The organism is Anoxybacillus mongoliensis (genome assembly GCF_014201515.1).
GTDB lineage: Bacteria > Bacillota > Bacilli > Bacillales > Anoxybacillaceae > Anoxybacillus > Anoxybacillus mongoliensis.
Genome location: NZ_JACHEQ010000010.1, coordinates 1 through 22,074, shown reverse-complemented (window position 1 = coordinate 22,074; position 22,074 = coordinate 1). Strand labels below are relative to the sequence as shown.

Here is a 22,074-nt window from a genome sequence, read left to right as displayed (position 1 = left end):
TAAGGAGGAATGTCGCAGTGAGGAAAGCGTTATATACGCTATTAGCAATCTTACTTATTTTCTCGTCTTTTGCCCCTTCTATTGCGGTATATGCGCAAGAGGAGAAGAAAACGATTCAAATTGAACTGCCTGAAGGATATAAAGCAGTATGGGAAGCAGATGGTTGGTTAGTCGGTTATAAAGAAGGAGATACTTATTCTTTTTGGGAATGGCTGGATGGTGAGCAAGATCAGGCGAATTTAGTTATTCCTGTTGACAAACTAAAACCAGGTTTAACGTATGAACTAAGTTTCTCTATCGATATGAAAAATGAACAAAATGAATATGCTGTATATGCGGATACAAGAAAATTGACATACGAACAACTTAAAGCATTACTTGAAGGAGAAAAATTATCTTTGCCAACGGATCTTGTACCCGTTCAAGTGACAGGAGAAGGTACTCCGGTTACTAAAGAAGCTTCGGCTGAGTATTACTTATCAACAACATACGGAGATTTTACAGTTTATGCATATGACACTAAAAAAGTATTCGTTCGCCCACAAAAGATGACAGTTAGCTATCGAGGATTTGATAATGAAAATAACGGCTATGTTGTATACAAACAATTCGAAGTAAATGGAGAACATCGTGTATTGTCATTTGAGGATGCATTTCATAATGTCTCAAAGATTGAAATAGAGGGTGATAAAAAATTAGATTCGTTTGTGTTTATGCGTGAAAAACAATCTAGTGCTGTACATGTTGATTTGAATGGAGAAGCTATTTCTCATGTGTATGTGACATCTGATCAATACAGGTATGCTGCTTTTAATGTAGTTGGTAGTGAGGGATATGTATACAATTTGTTACCTATTAATCTTGATTTTACAACATCTCGTACGTTATCGGTTGCCGGTCAACCTGTATTAGAAAGTACAGATGTATCTTACTGGAAAGATAGTTCGAACGGTACGTCTATTTCCTTAAAAGCAGATGTGCGTCAAGGTGATTTTAAGCTAAGAAGCATTCAACAGAAAACGAATGGCGTGTATAAAAATATTGAGCCAGCTATTCGTATTGTAAATGAACAATGGCAAGAAATCGAGTTTGAGAAGAAGTATGTTGTGGTCGATTATGCCCATATTCGAGTACCTAACTTACCAAATGGTACATATGTAGCATATTACGATCTCCAACTTCCAGATGGAAACAATATATACTGGAAAAAGAAGTTTACGGTATCAGATGGAACGACACAACCTGTTCCGGAAAAAGAAGTTCATATTCAAACAGACCAAACTATTTACTCACCAAATAGTGAAGTGAAGTTAAACGGTTACGTACGTAAAAAAGGTCAAGCAGGCTACGGGATGAAACCAACGTTAAAAGTCACATCTCCAACAAATGACGTTGTATATACGTATCAATGGAACGATGCAGATATTCAAACAGATGGTTCGATCACCACATCGTTTACGTTAAATCAAGCAGTCACAGGCGTATATCAAGTTGAGTTGGCGACAGGAACAGGTGAAAGAGCATATACGTCGTTTACTGTTTCTGAAAATACAGCACCAGTCATCGTTTCGCCACAAGATGGCTCGTTTGTTCGTGGGGATGATAATAAAATTTACATTCATGGATATGCCAAGGCGAATATCGATTTAACGGTACAAGCAAAACAAGGAGAAGAAGTAATTACATCTGTAAAAACAAAATCAGATGCCACAGGACGTTTCTCAGCTGAGTTGGAACTAGCAGATGGCACATATTCATTAGTTGTATCAGATAGTGAACAATCATCAAAACCTGTAACGATTACAGTTGATACGACACCGCCAGCAAAGCCTGAAGTGACGATCAAAGAAGAAAATAACGAACTCGTTGTAAGTTGGAATGAAGATAAAGACGTCGCTTATTATAATGTCTTGCTTCAAGTGAATGGCGGGGAGTGGCAAACACTGAAGTCTGGCTTGAATCGTCAAGAGTATCGTTATTCACCTCTGTTGCCAAATACGACATATCGTTTTAAAGTCGTTGCCGTCGACCAAATCGGAAATAGTAGTGATACGATCGCTGAATGGAAAACGGAAGAATTTATTGCGACGACATTGCAAGTTCAAACAGAACAAGGTTATTTAAAAATTGGAAAGAACATGAATATTGAGTTATATGGTTCATACAAAGAAGGTTACAAAGCAACAGCGGTTATATATTATGACGGGAAACAAAAAGAAGTTAATTTAACGTACAATGCGGAACGAAAAGTATACGTTGGAGTGTTCCCAATTGAACAAGGCATGAGGTTCGTTGATAAAGTTGTTGCATTTATTACAGACGGAAAAGGACAAAAGACAAACGAATTAACAGAGTACATTGGAAAGTACGTTGGGGCAACTGTTGAAGGGAACGTACGTGCAAACGGTGAGCCATTAACAAAAGGAAAAGTGCAAATTGGTGCATACACAGCGTCTATTCAATCCGACGGTACGTTTACGCTTGAAGGGTTGCCAAAGGGATTTTACAGTATCGATATTTACGACGGAAAAGAATGGAATTACGCTGTTTCAACGATTCAATTGCAGTACGGACAAAAAGAGCAAGTAACCATTCATTTACCACAAGAAGTGCGCATTCATTTTGTTGATCAACATGGACAGGCAGTATCTGATCGTTTATATGTTGACATGTATAACGATCGTGCATGGTTTAGTGGATACATTAATCAAAAAGGGCAGTTCGTTTCTTGGGATGGTCGTGCTTTAAAACGTGTACCAGCTGGGGAGTATAAGTTGACTGTGTACGGAAATGGGTTGTACGAAACGTTGAAAACAAAGGTCACGATTGATCCAGAGCACAATTATGTAAAAGAGCCAATTGTATTCACATTAAACAAAAAAGAAATCGAAGTCGTTGATGTAAAGCTAACGTTTAAAGATAGAGACGGAAATGTCATTACAGAACCGAATGCGTATTTTTATTTATACCAATATGACGTATATCGCACATCGAATTACGATCTTGGTTTTTACCATTCGACATACCCAGTTGAATATAACGAAGATGGTAGTGTAACAATTCCAAATGTCGTTGTTGCAGATGGTTATTCGTTATATACAAGTGTACCTGGGTATATTGCGAAAGAACAAAAAGTAGATATTACAAAAGATCAGCACGATGTAGTGATCACACTCGATAAAGGATTGACAGTGACAGGAAAAATTGCTGATTACGACAAAATGACAAATGTGTGGATGTATGCATATACGGATAGCAGCTATGGCTACGTATCATTTGCAGAGGATGGTACATTTACAATTAAAGGATTAAACACAAATGAAAAAATCACATATGTCGTCTCAGCAACCGATTATGTCGAAAAGAGAGAGACTGTTGCTGGAGCAAGTGAAGGTGACACGCTTGATCTTGGTACCATTACGTTAGAGAAAGCAAAGTACATTGATGGACGTGTGTACGAAGGAGCCAAGCCACTCAAACATGTGTATGTATATGTATACGATAAAGATGGACAATATGCAGGTTGGGCGCGTACCGATAAAGATGGCTATTTTAAAGTTCGCGGCTTACAACCAGGTATGTACAAACTTGAAGCATGGTATAACGGAAAGACACTTGAACAAGAAGTTGATATTCAAAGCGAATCACAAACGGTCACGCTTACATTTACAAAAGGAACAGGAAGCTTTGTAGGTGAAGGAAATCGCTTCGTTGCCTCTGTCGACACGGTCGTACCAGGCAAAACAATTGACTATAAGTTAACGTATCGAAATAACGGTACTGCAGAAGAAGAGAACGTTCCTGTCACATTTACTTTGCCGAGTCATGTGGAGCTTGTCAGCAACTCACTCGTTGTAAATGGACAGCAAGCGACGTTAACGGACGGTAAAGTGACCATTCCTAAAGTAAAAGCTGGTGAATCAGGATCTATTACTTTCCAAGTAAAAGTGAAAGATAGTGCGGATGATTTTGTACGTGTTGTTGCGAAGGTTGGAAATGGAGACGAATTATCAGTAACGACAAACGTATTGTTTGTCACTATGCAAGCACCAGCGCAAACATCTGAGAAGCAAATAAAAGTATACGGAAAAGCAAAACCGAATGCCGTTGTTGAAGTATATGCAGATGGGAAAAAGTTAACAGAAACGAAAGTAGAAGGTCGTTGGTGGTTTGCGACAGTAATGTTACCTGTAACAAAAGAAAAAGAGTCCTTCCAGCTGTACGCTGTTGTAAAAGAGAATGGTCAGCAGCACATGTCTAGCGTTTCTACTGTTCAATACGATGCATCTGTTCCAAAAGTGGAAAAGGCAGAAGTATTTGCAGGATGGAACGGAACGGTATCGCTTAATCCATATACAGGCGTTGCTTCATTTGCAGTTGTTGAAAAAACACCGTTAAATACAAAAATTGTATTTAGTGATGAAGTTGACGAAGCATGGATTGAGTTTTTAGGTGAGCAGTACAAAATGGAAAAAGAAAGTGATGGAAAAACATTTACATTTGACGGTTCAAAACTCGGCGCTTGGAGCTCGTACGGTGAACAAATGTTACAGCTCATTTTCAAAGTGAAAGGGCAAGAAATCCGTCTGCCACTCATGCAAATTATTGTGTTGATTGACCCGTCAGGTTACGTATTCGAAGGTAGCATGGACAATCGGTTAGAAGGTGTAACAGCGGAAGTTCAACAGCTTCAAGGGGATGAGTGGGTGAAATGGAATGCAGAATTTTACGGTCAAGTGAACCCGCAAGTGACAGATGAAAATGGACGATACGGTTGGGACGTTATTAGTGGCAAATGGCGTGTTGTCTTCTCAAAAGAAGGATATGAGACGTATATATCACGTATTGTAGATGTTCCGCCAGCGGAAACACAATTGAACGTGCCACTTGTTCGTCAAAGCAATCCGCGCGTAGAGACAGCAACGCCTGCAGCAAGTGGGGAAAACGTAGATACGAATACAAGCATACACGTTACATTCGATCGTCTAATGGACAAAGCATCTATTGAACAATATGTAAGCGTATATGAAGTAAACAACGGACAAAAAACAAAAGTATCCGGTACGTTCACATATGATCGCATCTTTAACGGCTACAAATCGGATGAAAGTAAAAAGGATGATAGTTTACTAGATGGCAAGGGTGAAAGCGGTTGGTTTATTGAAGATGGAACGAAAAAACTCGTTCAATCATTTACTTTTAAACCAAATGCACCACTCAAACATAGTACGACATATGAAGTAGTGATCAACTCACAAGTAAAAGATTATGCTGGCAAGTCGATGACCGATTACACGTACACCTTTACGACAAAGCAACAGCCAGCGAGCCCGACACCAACTCCAGGAACTCCAGGAGGAGGCTCAGGAGGGGCGCCAAGTCCGGCACCAACACCTGCTCCATCGACTGATGTTGGTAAAGAAATCATTGAAAATGGTGAGAAGACGGTTGAACTATCTACAGAGCGTGTGTTAGAAATGGCGAAAAACGTTGACACAGTAAACATTGCTGTGGAGCGTAAACAAGGAGAGCAAAGCGTTCATACACTTAGCGTACAAGTATCAAAACAGTTGGCTGAAGCGTTGGTAGCGAGCGGGAAATCTATGTCGATCGAGATGAATGGAGCTACTATCGTTTTAGCTAAAGATGTATTGAAATCATTTACGAAAGCGGATGTAAAACTATCCGTAAGTGTCAAAGATGTGAAGCAGGAGACGGAAGGCAAGGTCATTGCACCTGTATATGAACTGTCAGCTAAAACATTAGATGGCCAACATATAATAGGTGAGGAGCCTATTAAAGTCGCATTTAACGTCACATCTACGCCTGTTGATTCTCGGAAAGCGGCTGTATATCGCCTTAACGGTCAGTCTTATGAATACGTTGGCGGTGTGTACGACAAATCGAAAAAACAATTGGTTGTTTCACTCCGTGCATTCGGCACGTTTGCTTTGTTAGAACAAAATAAAACGTTTAATGATGTGACAAGTCGCTTAGCTTGGGCTAAGGACGAGATTGAAGTCCTTGCTTCTCGCTCAGTCATTCAAGGTATGACAAAAGATCATTTTGAGCCGAACAAAGCGATCACGCGCGCTCAATTTGCAGTATTGCTTGCACGTGCATTGCAGTTGCCAACGTCCACATACAAAGGTGTGTTTACAGATGTTTCATCACAGATGGCATGGGCTGCACCATACATTGAGGCTGCATATCGTGCAGGTATTGTGCAAGGAAATAAAGGGTTCTTTAAACCGAATGATGTCATTACGCGGGAACAAATGGCAACGATGCTTGTTCGTGCGCTTGCGTACAAAAATCAACATACAAAGGGTAATGAGCCGATTACGTTTGCTGATGAATCAACGATTGCACCGTATGCACGTGAACATGTTCAATTAGCCACATCTTTACAATTAATTCGCGGTACGGTTGTTAACGGCAAACTTGTATTTAAGCCAAAAGCGAATGCAACAAGGGCAGAATCAGCTGTTATGTTGTATCGCTTACTTCAACAAACGGGAGAGTTTTAATGAATGGAGAATGGCTTCTGTCAAGTAGACAGAAAGCCATTCTTCTATGTTATCTTGAGGGAGGATGTTGGATGAAAAAAGTCATTGCAACGCTGTTAAGTTTGTTGCTTATCTTCTCTTCTTTTCCTGCATGGGCAGCCGGGGTTACTGTGTCAACAGATAAATCTTCTTATGTGCGGGGAGAAAAGGTGAATATCTTTGGAAACGTACAAGGAAAAGGAACGAAGCCAACGTTAACTGTGCGAGGTCCTAATCAATCGATTGAGTACACATATCAATGGAATGATAATGAGATTAGTAATGATGGCACAGTGCAGACGTTTTTTACACTAAAAGACAATGCGGCGTACGGTACATATACCGTCACTCTAAAAGCGAGTAGCGGAGAAGCAACGACAACATTTGTTGTTGAAGAACCGAAAAAAGAAAAAGTAATTGAATTGACTGCACAATTAAACGCTTCTTCTTATGTAGAAGGAGACACGGTCACTGTCTCGGGAGTAGTAAAAGAAGATGGGAAAGCATTAAGTGCAAGTGTACAAGTGACATGGACGAAAAACGGAACAACATTAAAGCAAGAAACTGTCTTTTCAAATAATAATGGTCAATATACGCATACATTTCGTGTCATTGAGACGGGTTCTTATATGGTTAAAGTCGAGGCTTTAGGGAAAGTGGTAGAAAAAAGTTTTTCTGTTTCAGCAGCACCAACACCGAGTCCGACGCCGTCACCAAGTCCAGCACCGTCACCAAGTCCAACACCAACGCCTAAACCGGCTCCACAACCTGCTCCGTCAAAAGGAGAGGAAGTAGATGAGACGGTGCGTCAGCAATTGCAATCATCAGTACCAACTGTGACGGTTCAAGTAGAAAAACAAGCAACAGTTTCTGCAACAACAGTTGGTGAACTCGTAAAAGCGAATAAGCCATTAGCTATTCAAGTAGATGGTGCAACAGTAGCCCTTTCGCCAGCAGCTTTACAGTCATTCAATGTGCGTGCAAATGTGACGGTTACAGTCACACCTGTGCAAAAAAGTGAAGCATATCGTGCATATGATTTTTCTATTCAAGTAGATGGGAAAAAATATGATCGTTTATTTGAAAAGCCAGTCGAAATTCGTATGAATGTTGGTAAACAAATCAAACATGCTGATTATACAGGAGCATATTATTGGAATGAAAGTACAAAGCAGTGGGAATATGTTGGTGGAGCATTAAAAGGAGACGAATGGATCGTCTCTGTATCCCATTTTTCCACATATGCGGTTATTGAGCAATTTAAAACGTTTGCTGATGTGAAGATGCATTGGGGGAAAATGTATATTGAGTCATTAGCATCGCGTATGGTTCTTAAAGGAATGAAAGAAAATGAGTTTGTTCCAAACGGAAGTGTGACACGCGCGGAATTTGCTGTGTTATTGGCAAGAGCATTACATTTACCAAAGACATCCTATAAAGGAACATTTACAGATGTGAGCGAAAAATTGAAATGGGCAGTTGCTGAAATTGAAGCAGCCAGTGCAGCTGGTATTATTCGTGGAAATGGAGGAAAGTTTGATCCGTATGCTCCAATTACACGTGAACAAATGGCAACGATGATCGTCCGTGCGATTCAATATAAAAACGAGCAAGTTTTAGGAAAAGTAAAAGAAAGAAATGTGTCATTTGCTGATGCTTCAACGATTGCATCTTATGCTCGTGAAGATGTACAATTAGCTGCTCAATTACAGATCATCGATGGAAAAGTACAAAACGGTCAACGAGTTTTCGAACCAAAAGGAAAAGCGACACGAGCCCAAGCGGCAAAAATGTTATATGAAATGCTTCGATTATTACATGAATAAAAGGATGTCCGCCATGGACATCCTTTTTTTACCTCACCGTCGAAACTTCAATCCCAAGCGGCAGTGCGGCTCCGCCTGCATGCATCAATTCAAGCGAAAGAACGTCTTGATTGGAGAAAACGGTGTAATCAATATAGGCGGATTGGGTAATCGGTTGAAGCGGTGGGATGAGATAAACGACACCGTTTATTTTGATGCCCCCACAATAAGCGCCCCCACGTCCGCTAAAACGAAGGCGAATAGTCCTTACTTCTCCTGTTTCGTTTTGAATGGGGAGCGACAGACGATACGTTAAGCCGTAATGCCCTGGATTGTGCACCGTTTCGTTCAGATTGCTTAATGCATTGGAAACGGAAAGAAGATGATCTGTTTTCCCGTTTGATATACTGTAGGCGACACGTTCGCTATCGATTGTATATGTCGGCAATGTCGCTTCTAGTGTCGTTCCCTTCCATACGCCGCGTGGATGAGTCGCATAAGAATCAAGTGGCGCGAGCGTTGGAGAGATCGTTGAGAAATTAGCAGATGAATTGGTGACGACTGTGCGAATGCGATAGTCTGCCATGCCGCTTTCTTGTTGCACAGTAAAGTCATATAAAAAGCCGAGCAGTTGATTGTTTGAGACGTCAAATGCTTGAATGACTGCGCTCGTTCCTGCTTTCACTTTTATTGTTGGAACGGTTGCGAACGATTGGCGCAATACCGCTTCGGCAAGTGGCAACCCGACATCGTAATGACCCCAACTGTTTGGACTTGTCCGATATGTTCCTCTTATATTCGTTAAGACAATATCGCTAGATGAATGGTTGTCAATCATTATTGCAACAGTCGCATGAGTGCCTAAGTTATTCACGTGCCAACCAAATACGCGATGCTCCATCGTTTGAAGTAAACCTTGCACGTGATCAAGCGCTAACGTTGCTTGTCCATTTGGTACAGAAGCGGATGTCAACACTTCTGGATTGTCACTTATTAATAGACGACGGTCATCAGCCATTTTTGGTGTTGTGACGTGCTGTGGGACAGTAATTGAAGTTTCGGTGATTGGCAGTAACGGACTGCGAAACGTCGTTCGTGGAATAGAGAAAAATAAATCGTTATTTCCGTTACGAGTCATTTGTGCGCCAAACACGGTCATGATCCACGAAGCAGATACGTACCATTCGTCGTTCAGTCGAATCGGTGCCAGTGGTGCCACAACTTCTTGGTCATCAACAATAAATTGGTTTTTTCCTGCGAAAATGGTCAGCTGTCCACGAGATAATCGCACAGTTAATGATTCATCCGTTTCGATCCAATCAGCATTTACATCAATAGCTGTTAACAAGTTTTTTAAAGGAATATATGTATATACTCCATCCGTCATCGTATTGTTTGCGATTTTTGTCTGGTTGACATATACTGCTCCCTTACTTGTTTGTAAAGTTGCCCACGAGATGCGCACATCTTTTCCCGTCCATTGCACATTTGCATCGAGCGCTTCAGCGATAAAACGAACCGGTACAAACGTGCGCCCTTTGTAAATGATCGGTGGGGCGTCAAGTGTAACGGTTTGCTCGTTTATTGTCGCTGTGGACGATTGAACGGTAAGAAAAATGACCTTTTTGTTTTTTTGAACGGTCACTTGTTTTGTATTTGCATTCCAAAAAACATTTGCCCCCATCGTTTGAGCGATCGCTCGAAATGGAACGAGAATACGATTGTTCACCATAATAGGCGACGCATCTGTTTGTAGTGTTTTTCCGTTTGAGATGATGGGGATATGCACAGGTCGAATGCTTGTTGCTTCGGCGGATGTTGACATTGTTGAAAAACTAATGAGTGCAACGAGTACATATCCAATAATTTTTTTAAACAAAACTACCACTCCTTCCCAACACATTATACCATATCATTTCCTTTTGTCACGTATTTTGGGATTTAACGTAAAAAAAGACGCCCGTCCGGACGTCTTTGTCGTTATTGATTCGCTACTGCAATTCTTCCTTCTACCGTTGGAATCGGCTTTTGTGATTGTAAATAGTTGATAACGACTGTACTTAACAATTCCCCACTATCAAATTCGATTTTGCTTGTTTTAAACATATCATAGCCGTCAATTGTTTAAAACTATTATTTTTCAATGAAATTCCTATTTTATGTAGTTGCGATTTTTGTCTATTCTTGTCGAAATGGACGCGATACAATGGAAGTACGTAGGAGGGAATTTCATATGAGTAGATGGTTATGGCTATCATTTATTTTTCTTTTTATTCCGCAAGTCGTTTGGGCGAGTGAAAAAGAAGAGTGGATCGTTCAAGTTCAACGTATATCAGACATTGTATCTCTTCAACCGTACGTTGTGGATACGATGGGGACGTTTGCGAAAGTTGCATTAACAGAAGAGGAACAAAAAGCGGTATCACGTTTGCCATTTGTTTTGAAAATGGAAAAAAATGATATGAAGCGAGCGTCTATTGATGATCCGTTATTTTCGGAGCAATGGTCTTTGCCGCTTATTCATTGGTCTATGCCTTCGCTAACATCGGTGAATCGACTAATTGGTAAGCAGATGATAGTCGATGGACAAGAAGAAGTGTATCGTGGTGAGCCGTTTTACGGTGAACATATCGTCATCGCGCTTGGCGAAGAAAAATTATCCCGTCTTTCTGTCACGGTCGATCATATCGAAGGGCCATGGCGTATAGAGGTACAAGATGAAAAAGGTGACATGTTAGGGAAAAATGAAGGAGAGCTTTCTCGTTTAGATGTACTCATCCCCCGTTCTTCTTCAACGATTCATCTATATGTCACTGCACCCAATTGGACAAAAGCACCACGCATTATTGAAATGAAAGGGGTTAATCATGTTCTTGTTGCGGTTGTTGATTCTGGGATTGTGCTACATGAAGATTTGAGCGACCATGTGTTATATAGTGTAAGCGTCGATTATGCAGAAAAGATGCGATATGCCGATGATACGTTTGGGCATGGGACGCATGTGACCGGCATTTTAGCCGCCCGCGTCAATAACGGAAAAGGAATTGTCGGGCTTATTGGCGATGCGCCAATTGATATTTTACCAATTAAAGTGCTAGATCGTTATGGAGTCGGGGGTGATTTTGAAATTGCAAAAGGAGTAAAATATGCCCTTGATCACGGTGCCTCTGTTATTAATTTAAGTTTAGCCGGTCAAGGAGAGACGGAAGTGTTAAAGTCGGTCATCGAAGAAGCAGTAAAACGTGGCGTACATGTTGTTGCAGCCGCAGGAAATAGCCATATGCCGACAACAAACATTTATCCCGCCAGTTATCCAGGGGTCATTACCGTTTCAGCGATCGATCGAAAACAACTGCCGCTTCCTATTGCAAATTACGGTTGGGACGTGGACGTGAGCGCCCCGGGAGATTTTTTAATGAGCACATATTTATCTGGTTATCGGGCGATGCGCGGAACGTCGATGGCAGCACCACACGTTTCCGCACTACTTGCGACGTTGCAGGCGATGTATCCAGAAGAAGATGCGATTCAGCTTCGAGAGCGCTTATGGAAAAGCGCAAAAGATGTGTATTGGCGTGGATATGATATATATACCGGATATGGAATGATCCAATGGCAACGGGCAATGACGTTATCTGCTCCACTAGGTATTGATTGGTTCAATTTGCAACCGGGGCAGCCAATTGAAAAAAATCGTACGTATATTTTAGGCTTGTCTTCTCGATTTATCGGAAAACAAGGTCATCTTTTTGTGAACGGAAAACTCGTTCATTCGTTCGATATAGATGGAGAAATGATGTCGTTTCGTTTGTTTGACATCATCAAGCAACAAGGAGATGTGGCGGTCGTCATTACAGATGAGGAAAAGCGGGTCATCGCTTCGGACGTTCGGTCTGTTCCGATTCGTCTGACGACGTTTTCTGATGTGAAAAAAACGTATTGGGCACATGATGCGATCATGCAAGCCCAACAACTACAGCTTGTACGCGGACTTCCAGACGGCTTATTTCATCCGAACGATCCTGTCACACGTCGGCAAAGCATTGTTATACTTTCTCGTCTATTTGGTTGGGAGGCGCCATCTATTTTACAATCTCCTTTTGTCGATGTGCCATTAACGTCAGCTGATGCACTGATCGTAGCGATGGTTGCGGAAAAAGGCGTGATGAAAGGGAATGGGAGACACGCACTTTTAAATGAACAATTGACACGTGGACAATTTGCTTTGCTGTTGATGCGTGCCCTTCAACTTGAAAATGAAGCCGTTCGCTCCCTTTATCCGTTTCAAGATGTGAAACAACAAGATGTGTGGAAAGCAGTGCAGTTGCTAGCGGAACGAGGGATGATTGCAAAAGCCCCATATTTTCATCCAAATGATCCTGTGACCAGAGCACAAATGTGTGCCATGGTTGTACGTGTGTCGACATTTATTCGACAAAATTCGACAAAATGGTGATAAAAAAAGCCCCGCCGTTTCCAGATGGCGGGGAGGCTGACTTAGCAACCAAAACCTTATCGCATAAGTAAGTATAGCCTTTTTATTTAAAAAAATCACTACAAAAATAATAACTTTGTTGTATAAATTTGTCGTTTTGTGTCGTTATTTGTCGAAAAAGATCGGGCGATTTGTCGAATAGAAAAATATGCTTTGACGGGTATGGAAAAGGTTAGGATTGTTTGTTATGCTTAATGGTAGAAAAATGTCGAAAGGGAGAAGATGATGCTGGGGAAACGTCACGTATATGGTTGGTTCATCGTTTTTCTTGCTTTTTTTTCTGTTGCCTCACATAGTTGGGCAAATACAGAAGTAAAACAAGAAGGGCGATTCGTTGATGTGGAAGATGGTCATTGGGCGAAAAATGAAATTGATTTTTTAGCAAATGCACAAATTATTAACGGCTATCAAATTGGACAAACGCTACAATTTCGTCCTGCACAAATGGTGACAAGAGCAGAGGCGGCAAAAATGATCGTCAGCGCTCTTGGGCAAACGGAGTGGAAAGACGGAGCGTTATCGTTTCAGGACGTTCCAGCAAATCATTGGGCACGCGGTTGGATCGCACGGGCGGTGCAGCTCGGTATTATGGGAGGGGACGGTACGACAAACTTTCGTCCAAATGAGAGCCTTTCACGTGCTGAAATGAGTATCGTTCTTGTGAACGCTTTTTCCCTCCCGAGTAAAGGGGCAGCGGTAGAGTCTGCAGCAGTATTTAAAGATACGGCAGGGCATTGGGCGTTAGCGCATATTAATCGCTTATATTATCACGGTATAGCGAACGGACGGGAAGGACAATTTTTCCCAAAAGATGCGATTTCACGTGCTGAATTTGCAACATTAGTAGCTCGGACCATTAACGATCAATTTCGTTTGCCGTTACCAGATTTAATCCAACAAGGAAAAACAAATATTCAAGGAACGGTGACGACGGCTACGCTAAATGTTCGCCAAACGCCATCAGCAACTGGAACGCTTGTTGGAACATTGCAAAAAGGACAAGTTGTCGATGTGTACGATATAAACGGATATTGGGCAAAAATTGCGTATAACGGTCAGTTTGCTTACGTGCATAAAACGTATTTAAAACTGCGGAATATAGCAGGTTCCCCTGTGAAAGGGCGCATTATCGTCGTTGACGCAGGGCATGGTGGAAAAGACCCTGGTGCGATGAGTGGAGGAGCGAACGAAAAAACAATTGTGCTTGAAGTAGCGAAATTGTTAAAAGATAAACTTGAAAGAGCAGGCGCAATCGTTATTATGACGCGAGAGACCGATGTGTATCCGACGCTACAAGATCGGGTTGATATTGCAAAAAATAACTATGCCGAAATGTTTGTCAGCATTCATACAAATTCAGCAACGAACACGAGTGCGAAAGGAGCGGAAGTGTATTACGATTCATCAAAGAATCCGAACGCTGAAGAAAGCAAAAAATTAGCGCAATACATTCAAGAAGAAATTGTCCGTATGGCAAATATGGTCGATCGTGGTGTAAAAAATAGCGGTTTGTATGTTTTACGTAACAATAGCGTGACAAGTGTGCTCGTTGAACTTGGATTTATTTCGAATGCTGAGGATCGTGCTAAGTTGACGTCGGCAGAATATCAAAATATATATGCAGAAGCGATTTATCAAGGTATTGTGAAATATTATACAGCACAATAGGAGGTGACGTAGTGAAAAGGTGGATCATCCCGATTGTTTCTGTCTCCGTACTGTTATTAGCAGCGTGCGAACAGGAACATGCAGGGGCAAGTGAAGAACAAGAAATTGCGACAGCACCATGGACGGAACAACAGCTAGCGGATACAAATAGCCGTTTAAATCAAATCGATGAAAAGATAAAACAGTTAGACGAACAGCTAGCAAAAATGAAAACAGCAGCTGAATCACCGCAAGTGTTTAAAGATGTCCCGGTTGGTCACTGGGCGTATGTGCCTGTCGCTCGTTTATATCGGGAAAACGTTGTCGGTGGGGTAGGCAACGGTTTATTTGCTCCAGATCAAGCGATTACGCGCGCGCAAGCAGCTGCGATGCTTGTTAGAGCGTTACAACTGCCATTATCAAATAAGCCGTCTATTTTTGCGGATGTACCAAATTCACACCCGTTTGCACGTGAAATTATGACGGCTTATGAAGCGGGGGTTGTTGGGGGATACCCGAACGGCCGATTTGCACCGAAAGAGTCGATGAAACGAAAACATATGGCAATGATTATTCAACGTGCTTTTCGCCTGCAGGCAACATCAGCACCATATGCAGGCTATAAAGATGTGACGGACAACACACAAGGTGCGTTAGAAATTCGCATCATTTCACAACATGGCATTGCAGAAGGAAGCAATGGATATTTTTATCCAGAAGGGGCGACGACGCGCGCTCATTTCGCAACATTTATGTATCGAGCATTACAAAACAAGTAGGCTGTGCATGTCCACAGCCTACTTTATTTTTTTCACTTCAATCCCGTTATAGTAATACTTTAAAATTTGATCATACGTAAATCCTTTTTCAGCCATCGAGCGCGCGCCCCATTGGCTCATGCCGAGTCGATGCCCCCATCCATCCCCTGTAAATGTGAATTCAGTTGGGGCTGTTGGATAGTACATCGTTCCATTTTCCGTACGAATCGAAGTATTTCCAGTAGCAATCGTCGTTTGTCCGCTATTTGTTTGAAGTGCATAGCCTACAATATGATCAACCGTTTGTTCGGATCCGTCTGCTCGTTTCACTTTCACGTTTGCATTTCCTTTGACATCGAAGGAAATACTTTTTAATGAAACGCCGAAAAATGAACGAAACGCATCAGCTGATGAGACGAAAGAAGGACGAGCTTGTACGATGCGCTTTTGTCCTGTCGCTGGATTGTATACGGTCGCTTCCATTTGTTGAACGCTTCCGGCATTTGTTTTTTGTGTGACACGAAGCGATACGACTTGTTCATTTGTTAGTTTAAATTTTGATGATACTGTATTCGCTCCTGCTTTTGCATTCCATCCGTAATTTGGATTGCTTACATGACGATCATACGGGTCAGGCACAGAACGAATATACGGAACGGTACTGCTCCATACATTTTCGCTATTTTCAGTATTTCCGCCAGAACTTGAGTGGAAATACGCAGAAATCGGTTCGTTTTGATATGTGGCATATACGCCTGCCGTTTCATTGACGGCTGCTGTTGACGTTGCTTGTTCTTTTGATTTTCCGCCGTACACTTGGCTGGCGACTGTCATTTGTAAAAATGATGTATTTTTTAATTGGGCATATGCATAGCTACGAGCCGCCACAGCTTGTGCTTTTAGTGCTTCTTTATGCCAAGATGATGGCATTTCCCCTGGAACGACACCTTTTAAATAATCTTCTATATCTAACGTATTAAATAAGTTTGGTGCTGTCGCCCCCGGTGTTATTTCAAATGAACCGCGATATTTCACAGGTGCCGATGTGCCGTTCGCTTGTTGAATGCTGCCGATTGTGACGTCATATTGATCGTTTCTTGTTACTTCATCTAATAAAAACCCGCTTGTCGATGTGTAAGACACGCCGTTAATTGTTGCGACGACAGCCCCATTTGTTTGCGAAAAAGCAATCGGGTTTGTAAATGGGATTACTTGCTTCGTTTTTAAATCAATAAGTTGATAATTTCCGTTGACTGTCGCAAGAAACGTCGCTGTCGGCAATAGCTTTACTTTTACAGGAGTTGGATACGTGGCAGCATCAACGGATGTTGGAATAAAAAGAAATAGGCTGAAAGCTAAGATCCATCGAATGCGTTTCATCGTCATTTCGCCGCCTCTAATTGTTGTTTTAGTTTTTCTACTTCCTGCTCGAGTTGTTGAACGCGTTGCTCAAGCTTAGTGACGCGGTCATTTAACGGATTGATTTTTGATAGCACCCATTCAACGCTTGCTAAAACAGGTTCATTGTCTGCTAATGCTTTAGACGCAGATACAGTTAACATCGCTGCAAGCAACACGATGACGATCGTTCTTTTTTTCACCGGTTTTCTCCTCCCTTAATTCTATCTATCTCACATTATAACAAATGATTTCAACGAAAAGGGCGAAAATGTAACAAAATTCTAGTTTTCTATTTTCCATTTGTCGATTTTAAAATTTATGGTATAATGTCTGATAGGTTTGTGAGAAAAGATGGTAGAAAGTGTTACTTTTTAAACGATAATGGATTAAAAAATCGGGAATGCTAATGAGTAGGGAGGTTTTTTATGATTTATTTCACCTTGCTTCTTTGTTTTGTTGTAGCTGTGTTAATTACGCCTGTTGTGAAATGGTTGGCGTTTCGTGTTGGTGCAACAGACAAGCCGAATCAGCGGAAAGTGCATCAAAAAATTATGCCACGTTTAGGTGGATTAGCCATTTTCATTAGTTTTATTGTCGGTTACTTCGTATTGAAGCCAGCTAGCCCATATGCGACAGCAATTGTTATTGGAGCGACGATCATCGTATTAACGGGCGTGCTGGATGATATATATGAGTTGTCACCAAAATGGAAGTTGCTCGGTCAAATCATTGCAGCAATTGTCGTGATATATGGTGGCATTCGCATTGATTTCATCAACTTGCCATTTGGTGGTCATTTGGAATTTGGATTGTTAAGCATTCCGATTACGATGCTTTGGATTATTGGCATTACAAATGCGATTAACTTAATTGACGGCTTAGACGGTTTAGCTGCTGGTGTATCATCGATTGCGCTCGTGACGATTGCCGGAATGGCAGCAACGATGGGTAATACGTATGTGTTCGTTTTTTCGATGAGCCTATTATTGCTCGGAAGTACGCTCGGCTTTCTTCTATATAATTTCCATCCAGCGAAAATTTTTATGGGAGATACAGGGGCGTTATTTTTAGGCTATATGATTTCCGTTTTATCGCTTCTCGGTTTTAAAAACGTTACGGTGTTTTCGTTAATCATTCCGATTCTCATTTTAGGAGTACCAATTTCGGACACGCTGTTTGCGATTGTGAGACGCATCGTCAACAAACAGCCGTTATCGGCGCCAGACAAATCGCATTTGCATCACTGCTTATTGCGTCTCGGCTATAGTCATCGTCAAACAGTGTTAATTATTTACGGCATGGCAGCGATGTTCGGTGTGTCTGCTGTCGTGTTATCGAAAGCAACGATGTTTGGGGCGTTGCTCGTTATTGCGTTCGTTTTACTTATCGTTGAACTTGTGGTTGAGAAAATTGGGCTTGTCGGAAAAGACTATCGCCCGCTACTGAAAATGGTTCGCGGAATGAGGAAAATTTCATAAAACAAAGAGGGTGTCTCGCGAGACACCCTCTTTATTGTTCTTGAGCGAACTGTTCTGTTTGTGCTTGGTAAGATGATACATCCAGATGTGTTTTTAACGTTTGTTTAATTTCATCTACCGTTGTTTCATCAAGTCGATAATAATACACCCCGCTAATGCGTGCGTCTTCTCCTTTAAGATGGAGCGTTTCAATGTTTGCCCCCGTTCCTTTTGTCGCGTAAGCAAAGAAACCTTTCATTTCTTCAAATGTTAAGTTTGTCGTCATATTTTTACCGACAGCTTCCATGATATCGTCAAATTTCGTTAATGAATGAACGCTCATCGCTTTTTTGAAGATCGCCTTCATTAGTTCTTGTTGCCGTTTGCCACGTTCAATGTCATTGTCATATTTGCGTGTCCTTGCAAGTGCTAACGCTTCTTCACCGTTTAATGTTTGCACACCTGGTTTTAAATGAATGGCGTTTTTGCGATCTTTTGAGTCCATTTCGCGAATTTCATAAGGGACATCAAACTCAATGCCACCAAGTTCATCGACGACATCGACAAACGCTTCAAAATTCATTTTGACGTAGTAATCAACTGGAATATCGAGCAATTCTTCGACTGTTTCGACTGTTGCTTTGACTCCACCGTATGCATGGGCATGTGTAATTTTATCATATTTTTTTTCGATTGGAATATAAACGTAAGAATCGCGCGGAATGCTAAGCAATTTGACTGTTTTATCTTTGACGTTAAATGTCGCAAGGACAAGTGCATCGGAACGTACGGCGCCCATTCCTTTCTTTTGTCGAATGTTGCTGTCATCTACGCCAATAAATAAAACAGAGATATTGTCTGCGTTTGGATCGACTTCTTTCATTCGCTTTTCTGACTTTTCGCGTCCATCAATTTGTTCAAATGATTGCTGGATGACGGATTGGGCTTTATTGAAAAGAAATGTCGCATATGCTCCCCCACCGATAAGAAGTAGGAGTAATGGAAGCAAAACAAAGGTCCATACTTTTTTTCGTTTTTTCTTCTTTTTTTTCATATATACTCGTCTATTTTGCATAGTCGTTCCCCTTTTTTAAAAGTTCAACAAATATCGACATGTAAACAATCATCATTTTACAAAATTTTTATGCAGTCGTAAACGAAAATTTTTTTACTCCTTTACATCAAACTCCACATACACATGATCGCCCTCTGTTATAATGCCCCTTCCGTTCGTTAGTTCCGTCATCCATGCGCGGAAATCGTCTTTTTGTTTTTCTTCGACATATGTGTCAATCGTCACGTGTTCCGCATAATGAATGTCTTTGATTGCATAGATTGAGGCGCGCAATTCGTTTTCAACTTTGCCAAGCCATGTATAGTCAATTGTTGTATGCATGATGCACATGAGTTTACGTTCGACGATACCCGCTGCTTTCAGCCCTTCAGTTACCGCTTTGCCGTAAGCACGCACGAGGCCACCAGCGCCAAGTTTAATGCCACCGAAATATCGTGTGACGACAACGACCGTATCTTTTAGCTTTTTCTTTTTTAACACTTCGAGCATAGGAACGCCTGCTGTGCCGCTCGGTTCCCCGTCATCGTTTGCTTTTTGAATATGGTCATGTTCGCCAATGATATAGGCAGAGCAGTTATGTGTCGCATCCCAATGTTTCTTCTTTATTTGTTGGATAAAGCGAACGGCTTCTTCTTCTGTTGTCGCGCGTTCGACATAACAAATGAAGCGCGATTTCTCAATGATGATTTCTGCCTCTCCATATCCTTTTACCGTATAGTATGCCTCTAACAAAACGTAATCACCTCAAATGTTTATTTGGAATGTTGTGCGTATTTTGTCGAAAAATGCTGATGGAAATAGGCGAAGCGTGTTATAATAAAAATTATAAGACGATATGTCAAATGTTCAAAGTAAGAATAACATTCGAATAAAAGTCAGAAAAGTTGTTTTTATTGACTTTTGGTCATTTTTTCTTTAGGTGGTGCATATGTCCAATAAAAAAATAAATGCAAAAGAGCTTGATCGAATTGTAAAAAAAATGATTGAAACGGTTAATCAAAGTAAAACGGAAATTTTTCATATTAGCGAACAATCGCGAAAAGAACATGAACGATTGCTTGAAGAGCTTCGGCAAACGAAAGAAGAAGTGCAACGTGTTATTTTCCAAACAGATGACTTAGAAATGAAAACAAGGTTGGCGCGACAACGACTGTCAGATGTCAGTAAAAACTTCTCGCGTTATACAGAAGCTGAAATTCGACAAGCATATGAGAAAGCGCATTCGCTACAAATGGAACTAGCGATGGCGCAAGAAAAAGAAAAGCAGCTGCGCCAACGTCGCGATGAGTTAGAAAGACGGCTTGCCGCTATTAAAGAAACGATTGAGAGGGCAGACCATTTAATCGGTCAAGTGACTGTTGTGCTAAACTACTTGAACGGAGATTTCCGTGAGCTGAGCGAGTTTATTACTGGCGCAAATGAAAAACAAGAATTTGGACTTCGCATTATTGAAGCGCAAGAAGAAGAACGGAAGCGCCTGTCGCGAGAAATTCACGATGGACCTGCGCAAATGCTTGCGAACGTCATTATGCGTTCCGATTTAATTGAACGCATTTATCGCGAGCGCGGTGCTGAAGAAGCCATTCATGAAATGCGCGATTTAAAAAAAATGGTTCGCTCCGCTTTATATGAAGTGCGTCGCATCATTTATGATTTACGACCAATGGCGCTTGATGATCTCGGTTTAATTCCAACATTGAAAAAATATTTACAAACGATCGAAGAATATCATAAAACAACGATTACGTTTACATACATGGGAGAAGTGAGACGTTTATCCGATCGCTTCGAGGTTGCCATTTTTCGTCTCGTGCAAGAAGCGGTGCAAAACGCATTAAAGCATGCCGAGGCGAAGGAGATTCAAGTGAAAATGGAACTGAAAAAGGATCATTTGCTGATAGTCGTGAAAGATGATGGCAAAGGATTTAACCCAAATGAAAAAAAAGAAAAAGCGTTTGGATTAATGGGCATGCGTGAGCGCATCGAATGGCTGGAAGGGAAATTACATATTTACTCACAACTTGGACGTGGAACGATTGTGACGATGCATATTCCGCTCCATAAGACAGCAGGGAAAGGGGAACAACAATGAAAACGCGCATTATTTTAATTGATGACCATAAATTGTTTCGAGAAGGAATTAAACGTATTTTAGATTTTGAACAAGATTTTGAAGTCGTCGCAGAAGGAAGCGATGGCAATGAAGCGCTAGCGCTTGTGGAACAATATCAGCCAGACGTTGTCATTATGGATATTAATATGCCACATGTCAATGGTGTGGAAGCAACACGTCAGCTTATTGAAGCATATCCAGATACAAAGGTTATCATTTTGTCGATTCATGATGACGAAAGCTACGTCATGCATGCTTTACAAACGGGTGCGATGGGCTATTTATTAAAAGAGATGGATGCCGATGCTTTAATTGAAGCGGTTCGTGTCGTGGCAGAAGGTGGATCGTATTTACATCCGAAAGTTACACATAATCTTGTGAAAGAATACCGTCGTCTCGTTGCAGGAGAGGGAATGGAGAAAGAGAAGCAAAACCAAGATGTGTGTCGCCCGTATCATTTATTGACGCGTAGAGAATGTGAAGTATTGCAGTTATTGGCAGATGGAAAAAGCAATAAAGGTATTGCCGATGCGCTTTATATTAGTGAAAAAACGGTTAAAAACCACGTTAGCAACATTTTACAAAAATTAAACGTGAACGACCGTACGCAAGCGGTTGTTGTTGCGATTAAAAACGGCTGGGTCGAAGTGAAATAAGGTTGTCGAAATCGATTCGACAACCTCAGCTTGTCGACAAAGTCGACAAGCTGGTTTAATATATAGGTACAAGGGTATTTTTATAGGAGGGGGAAATCGGATGCTTCAACGTCATCAAG

The 22,074-nt window shown here is 41.3% G+C and carries 14 protein-coding genes; 8 read left to right on the top strand and 6 right to left on the bottom strand.

Annotation, left to right across the window (positions count from 1 at the left end; all coding sequences use genetic code 11):
* The first annotated feature begins 17 nt into the window (after nucleotides 1-17).
* Nucleotides 18-6,530 (top strand): S-layer homology domain-containing protein, encoded by a 6,513-nt coding sequence (locus tag HNR43_RS09830; protein WP_183243468.1) that lies wholly within the window; start codon nucleotides 18-20, stop codon nucleotides 6,528-6,530.
* A 71-nt stretch (nucleotides 6,531-6,601) separates the two neighbouring features.
* A complete protein-coding gene (locus HNR43_RS09825) occupies nucleotides 6,602-8,374 on the top strand; it encodes an S-layer homology domain-containing protein (protein WP_183243466.1) in 1,773 nt (590 codons plus the stop codon).
* 28 nt (nucleotides 8,375-8,402) lie between these two features.
* Here HNR43_RS09825 and HNR43_RS09820 read toward each other — a convergent pair whose 3' ends face one another.
* Together HNR43_RS09820 and HNR43_RS14295 are read right to left on the bottom strand one after the other, a co-directional pair.
* Nucleotides 8,403-10,241: a stalk domain-containing protein gene (locus tag HNR43_RS09820; protein ID WP_343055753.1), complete on the bottom strand. Its 1,839-nt coding sequence runs from the start codon at nucleotides 10,239-10,241 to the stop codon at nucleotides 8,403-8,405.
* A gap of 92 nt (nucleotides 10,242-10,333) precedes the next feature.
* The gene (locus HNR43_RS14295) at nucleotides 10,334-10,459 is read right to left on the bottom strand and encodes a hypothetical protein (protein ID WP_281380396.1); all 126 of its coding nucleotides are present in this window, start codon (nucleotides 10,457-10,459) and stop codon (nucleotides 10,334-10,336) included.
* A gap of 127 nt (nucleotides 10,460-10,586) precedes the next feature.
* Here HNR43_RS14295 and HNR43_RS09815 point away from each other — a divergent pair, with 127 nt between their 5' ends.
* From HNR43_RS09815 to HNR43_RS09805, 3 genes are all read left to right on the top strand, one after another.
* Nucleotides 10,587-12,809 (top strand): S8 family peptidase, encoded by a 2,223-nt coding sequence (locus HNR43_RS09815; protein WP_183243462.1) that lies wholly within the window; start codon nucleotides 10,587-10,589, stop codon nucleotides 12,807-12,809.
* A gap of 264 nt (nucleotides 12,810-13,073) precedes the next feature.
* Nucleotides 13,074-14,516, top strand: a complete 1,443-nt coding sequence (locus tag HNR43_RS09810) for an N-acetylmuramoyl-L-alanine amidase (protein WP_183243460.1) — start codon at nucleotides 13,074-13,076, stop codon at nucleotides 14,514-14,516.
* An 11-nt stretch (nucleotides 14,517-14,527) separates the two neighbouring features.
* Entirely contained in the window at nucleotides 14,528-15,274 is a 747-nt protein-coding gene (locus tag HNR43_RS09805) for an S-layer homology domain-containing protein (RefSeq protein ID WP_183243458.1), read from the top strand.
* An 18-nt stretch (nucleotides 15,275-15,292) separates the two neighbouring features.
* On the opposite strand, the gene HNR43_RS09800 is transcribed toward HNR43_RS09805, so the two are convergent.
* Together HNR43_RS09800 and HNR43_RS09795 are read right to left on the bottom strand one after the other, a co-directional pair.
* Nucleotides 15,293-16,633, bottom strand: coding sequence for a SpoIID/LytB domain-containing protein (locus HNR43_RS09800; protein WP_246346296.1), 1,341 nt, complete (start codon nucleotides 16,631-16,633; stop codon nucleotides 15,293-15,295).
* 2 nt (nucleotides 16,634-16,635) lie between these two features.
* Nucleotides 16,636-16,854 (bottom strand): hypothetical protein, encoded by a 219-nt coding sequence (locus tag HNR43_RS09795; protein WP_183243454.1) that lies wholly within the window; start codon nucleotides 16,852-16,854, stop codon nucleotides 16,636-16,638.
* A 225-nt stretch (nucleotides 16,855-17,079) separates the two neighbouring features.
* Here HNR43_RS09795 and HNR43_RS09790 point away from each other — a divergent pair, with 225 nt between their 5' ends.
* Nucleotides 17,080-18,132: a glycosyltransferase family 4 protein gene (locus tag HNR43_RS09790; RefSeq protein WP_183243452.1), complete on the top strand. Its 1,053-nt coding sequence runs from the start codon at nucleotides 17,080-17,082 to the stop codon at nucleotides 18,130-18,132.
* A 31-nt stretch (nucleotides 18,133-18,163) separates the two neighbouring features.
* Here HNR43_RS09790 and HNR43_RS09785 read toward each other — a convergent pair whose 3' ends face one another.
* Together HNR43_RS09785 and HNR43_RS09780 are read right to left on the bottom strand one after the other, a co-directional pair.
* Nucleotides 18,164-19,186 (bottom strand): LCP family protein, encoded by a 1,023-nt coding sequence (locus HNR43_RS09785; RefSeq protein WP_183243450.1) that lies wholly within the window; start codon nucleotides 19,184-19,186, stop codon nucleotides 18,164-18,166.
* 93 nt (nucleotides 19,187-19,279) lie between these two features.
* Nucleotides 19,280-19,918, bottom strand: coding sequence for a YigZ family protein (locus tag HNR43_RS09780; protein WP_183243448.1), 639 nt, complete (start codon nucleotides 19,916-19,918; stop codon nucleotides 19,280-19,282).
* Between the two features lie 196 nt (nucleotides 19,919-20,114).
* Between HNR43_RS09780 and HNR43_RS09775 the strand changes: the two genes are divergently transcribed.
* Together HNR43_RS09775 and HNR43_RS09770 are read left to right on the top strand one after the other, a co-directional pair.
* Nucleotides 20,115-21,278 carry a sensor histidine kinase gene (locus HNR43_RS09775; RefSeq protein WP_183243446.1) on the top strand — a complete coding sequence of 388 codons (1,164 nt, stop codon included), beginning with the start codon at nucleotides 20,115-20,117 and terminating at the stop codon, nucleotides 21,276-21,278.
* Complete coding sequence (locus HNR43_RS09770) at nucleotides 21,275-21,955, top strand: response regulator (RefSeq protein WP_183243444.1); 681 nt, start codon at nucleotides 21,275-21,277, stop codon at nucleotides 21,953-21,955. The genes HNR43_RS09775 and HNR43_RS09770 overlap by 4 nt, the downstream gene beginning before the upstream one ends.
* Nucleotides 21,956-22,074: the final 119 nt, after the last annotated feature.

Excerpts from the sequence above, each read along its gene's own strand:
- HNR43_RS09825 (WP_183243466.1), top strand. The coding sequence starts at position 6,602 with ATGAAAAAAGTCATTGCAACGCTGTTAAGTTTGTTGCTTATCTTCTCT.
- HNR43_RS14295 (WP_281380396.1), bottom strand. The coding sequence starts at position 10,459 with ATGTTTAAAACAAGCAAAATCGAATTTGATAGTGGGGAATTGTTAAGT.
- HNR43_RS09815 (WP_183243462.1), top strand. The coding sequence starts at position 10,587 with ATGAGTAGATGGTTATGGCTATCATTTATTTTTCTTTTTATTCCGCAA.
- HNR43_RS09810 (WP_183243460.1), top strand. The coding sequence starts at position 13,074 with ATGCTGGGGAAACGTCACGTATATGGTTGGTTCATCGTTTTTCTTGCT.
- HNR43_RS09800 (WP_246346296.1), bottom strand. The coding sequence starts at position 16,633 with ATGAAACGCATTCGATGGATCTTAGCTTTCAGCCTATTTCTTTTTATT.
- HNR43_RS09790 (WP_183243452.1), top strand. The coding sequence starts at position 17,080 with ATGATTTATTTCACCTTGCTTCTTTGTTTTGTTGTAGCTGTGTTAATT.
- HNR43_RS09785 (WP_183243450.1), bottom strand. The coding sequence starts at position 19,186 with ATGCAAAATAGACGAGTATATATGAAAAAAAAGAAGAAAAAACGAAAA.
- HNR43_RS09775 (WP_183243446.1), top strand. The coding sequence starts at position 20,115 with ATGTCCAATAAAAAAATAAATGCAAAAGAGCTTGATCGAATTGTAAAA.
- HNR43_RS09770 (WP_183243444.1), top strand. The coding sequence starts at position 21,275 with ATGAAAACGCGCATTATTTTAATTGATGACCATAAATTGTTTCGAGAA.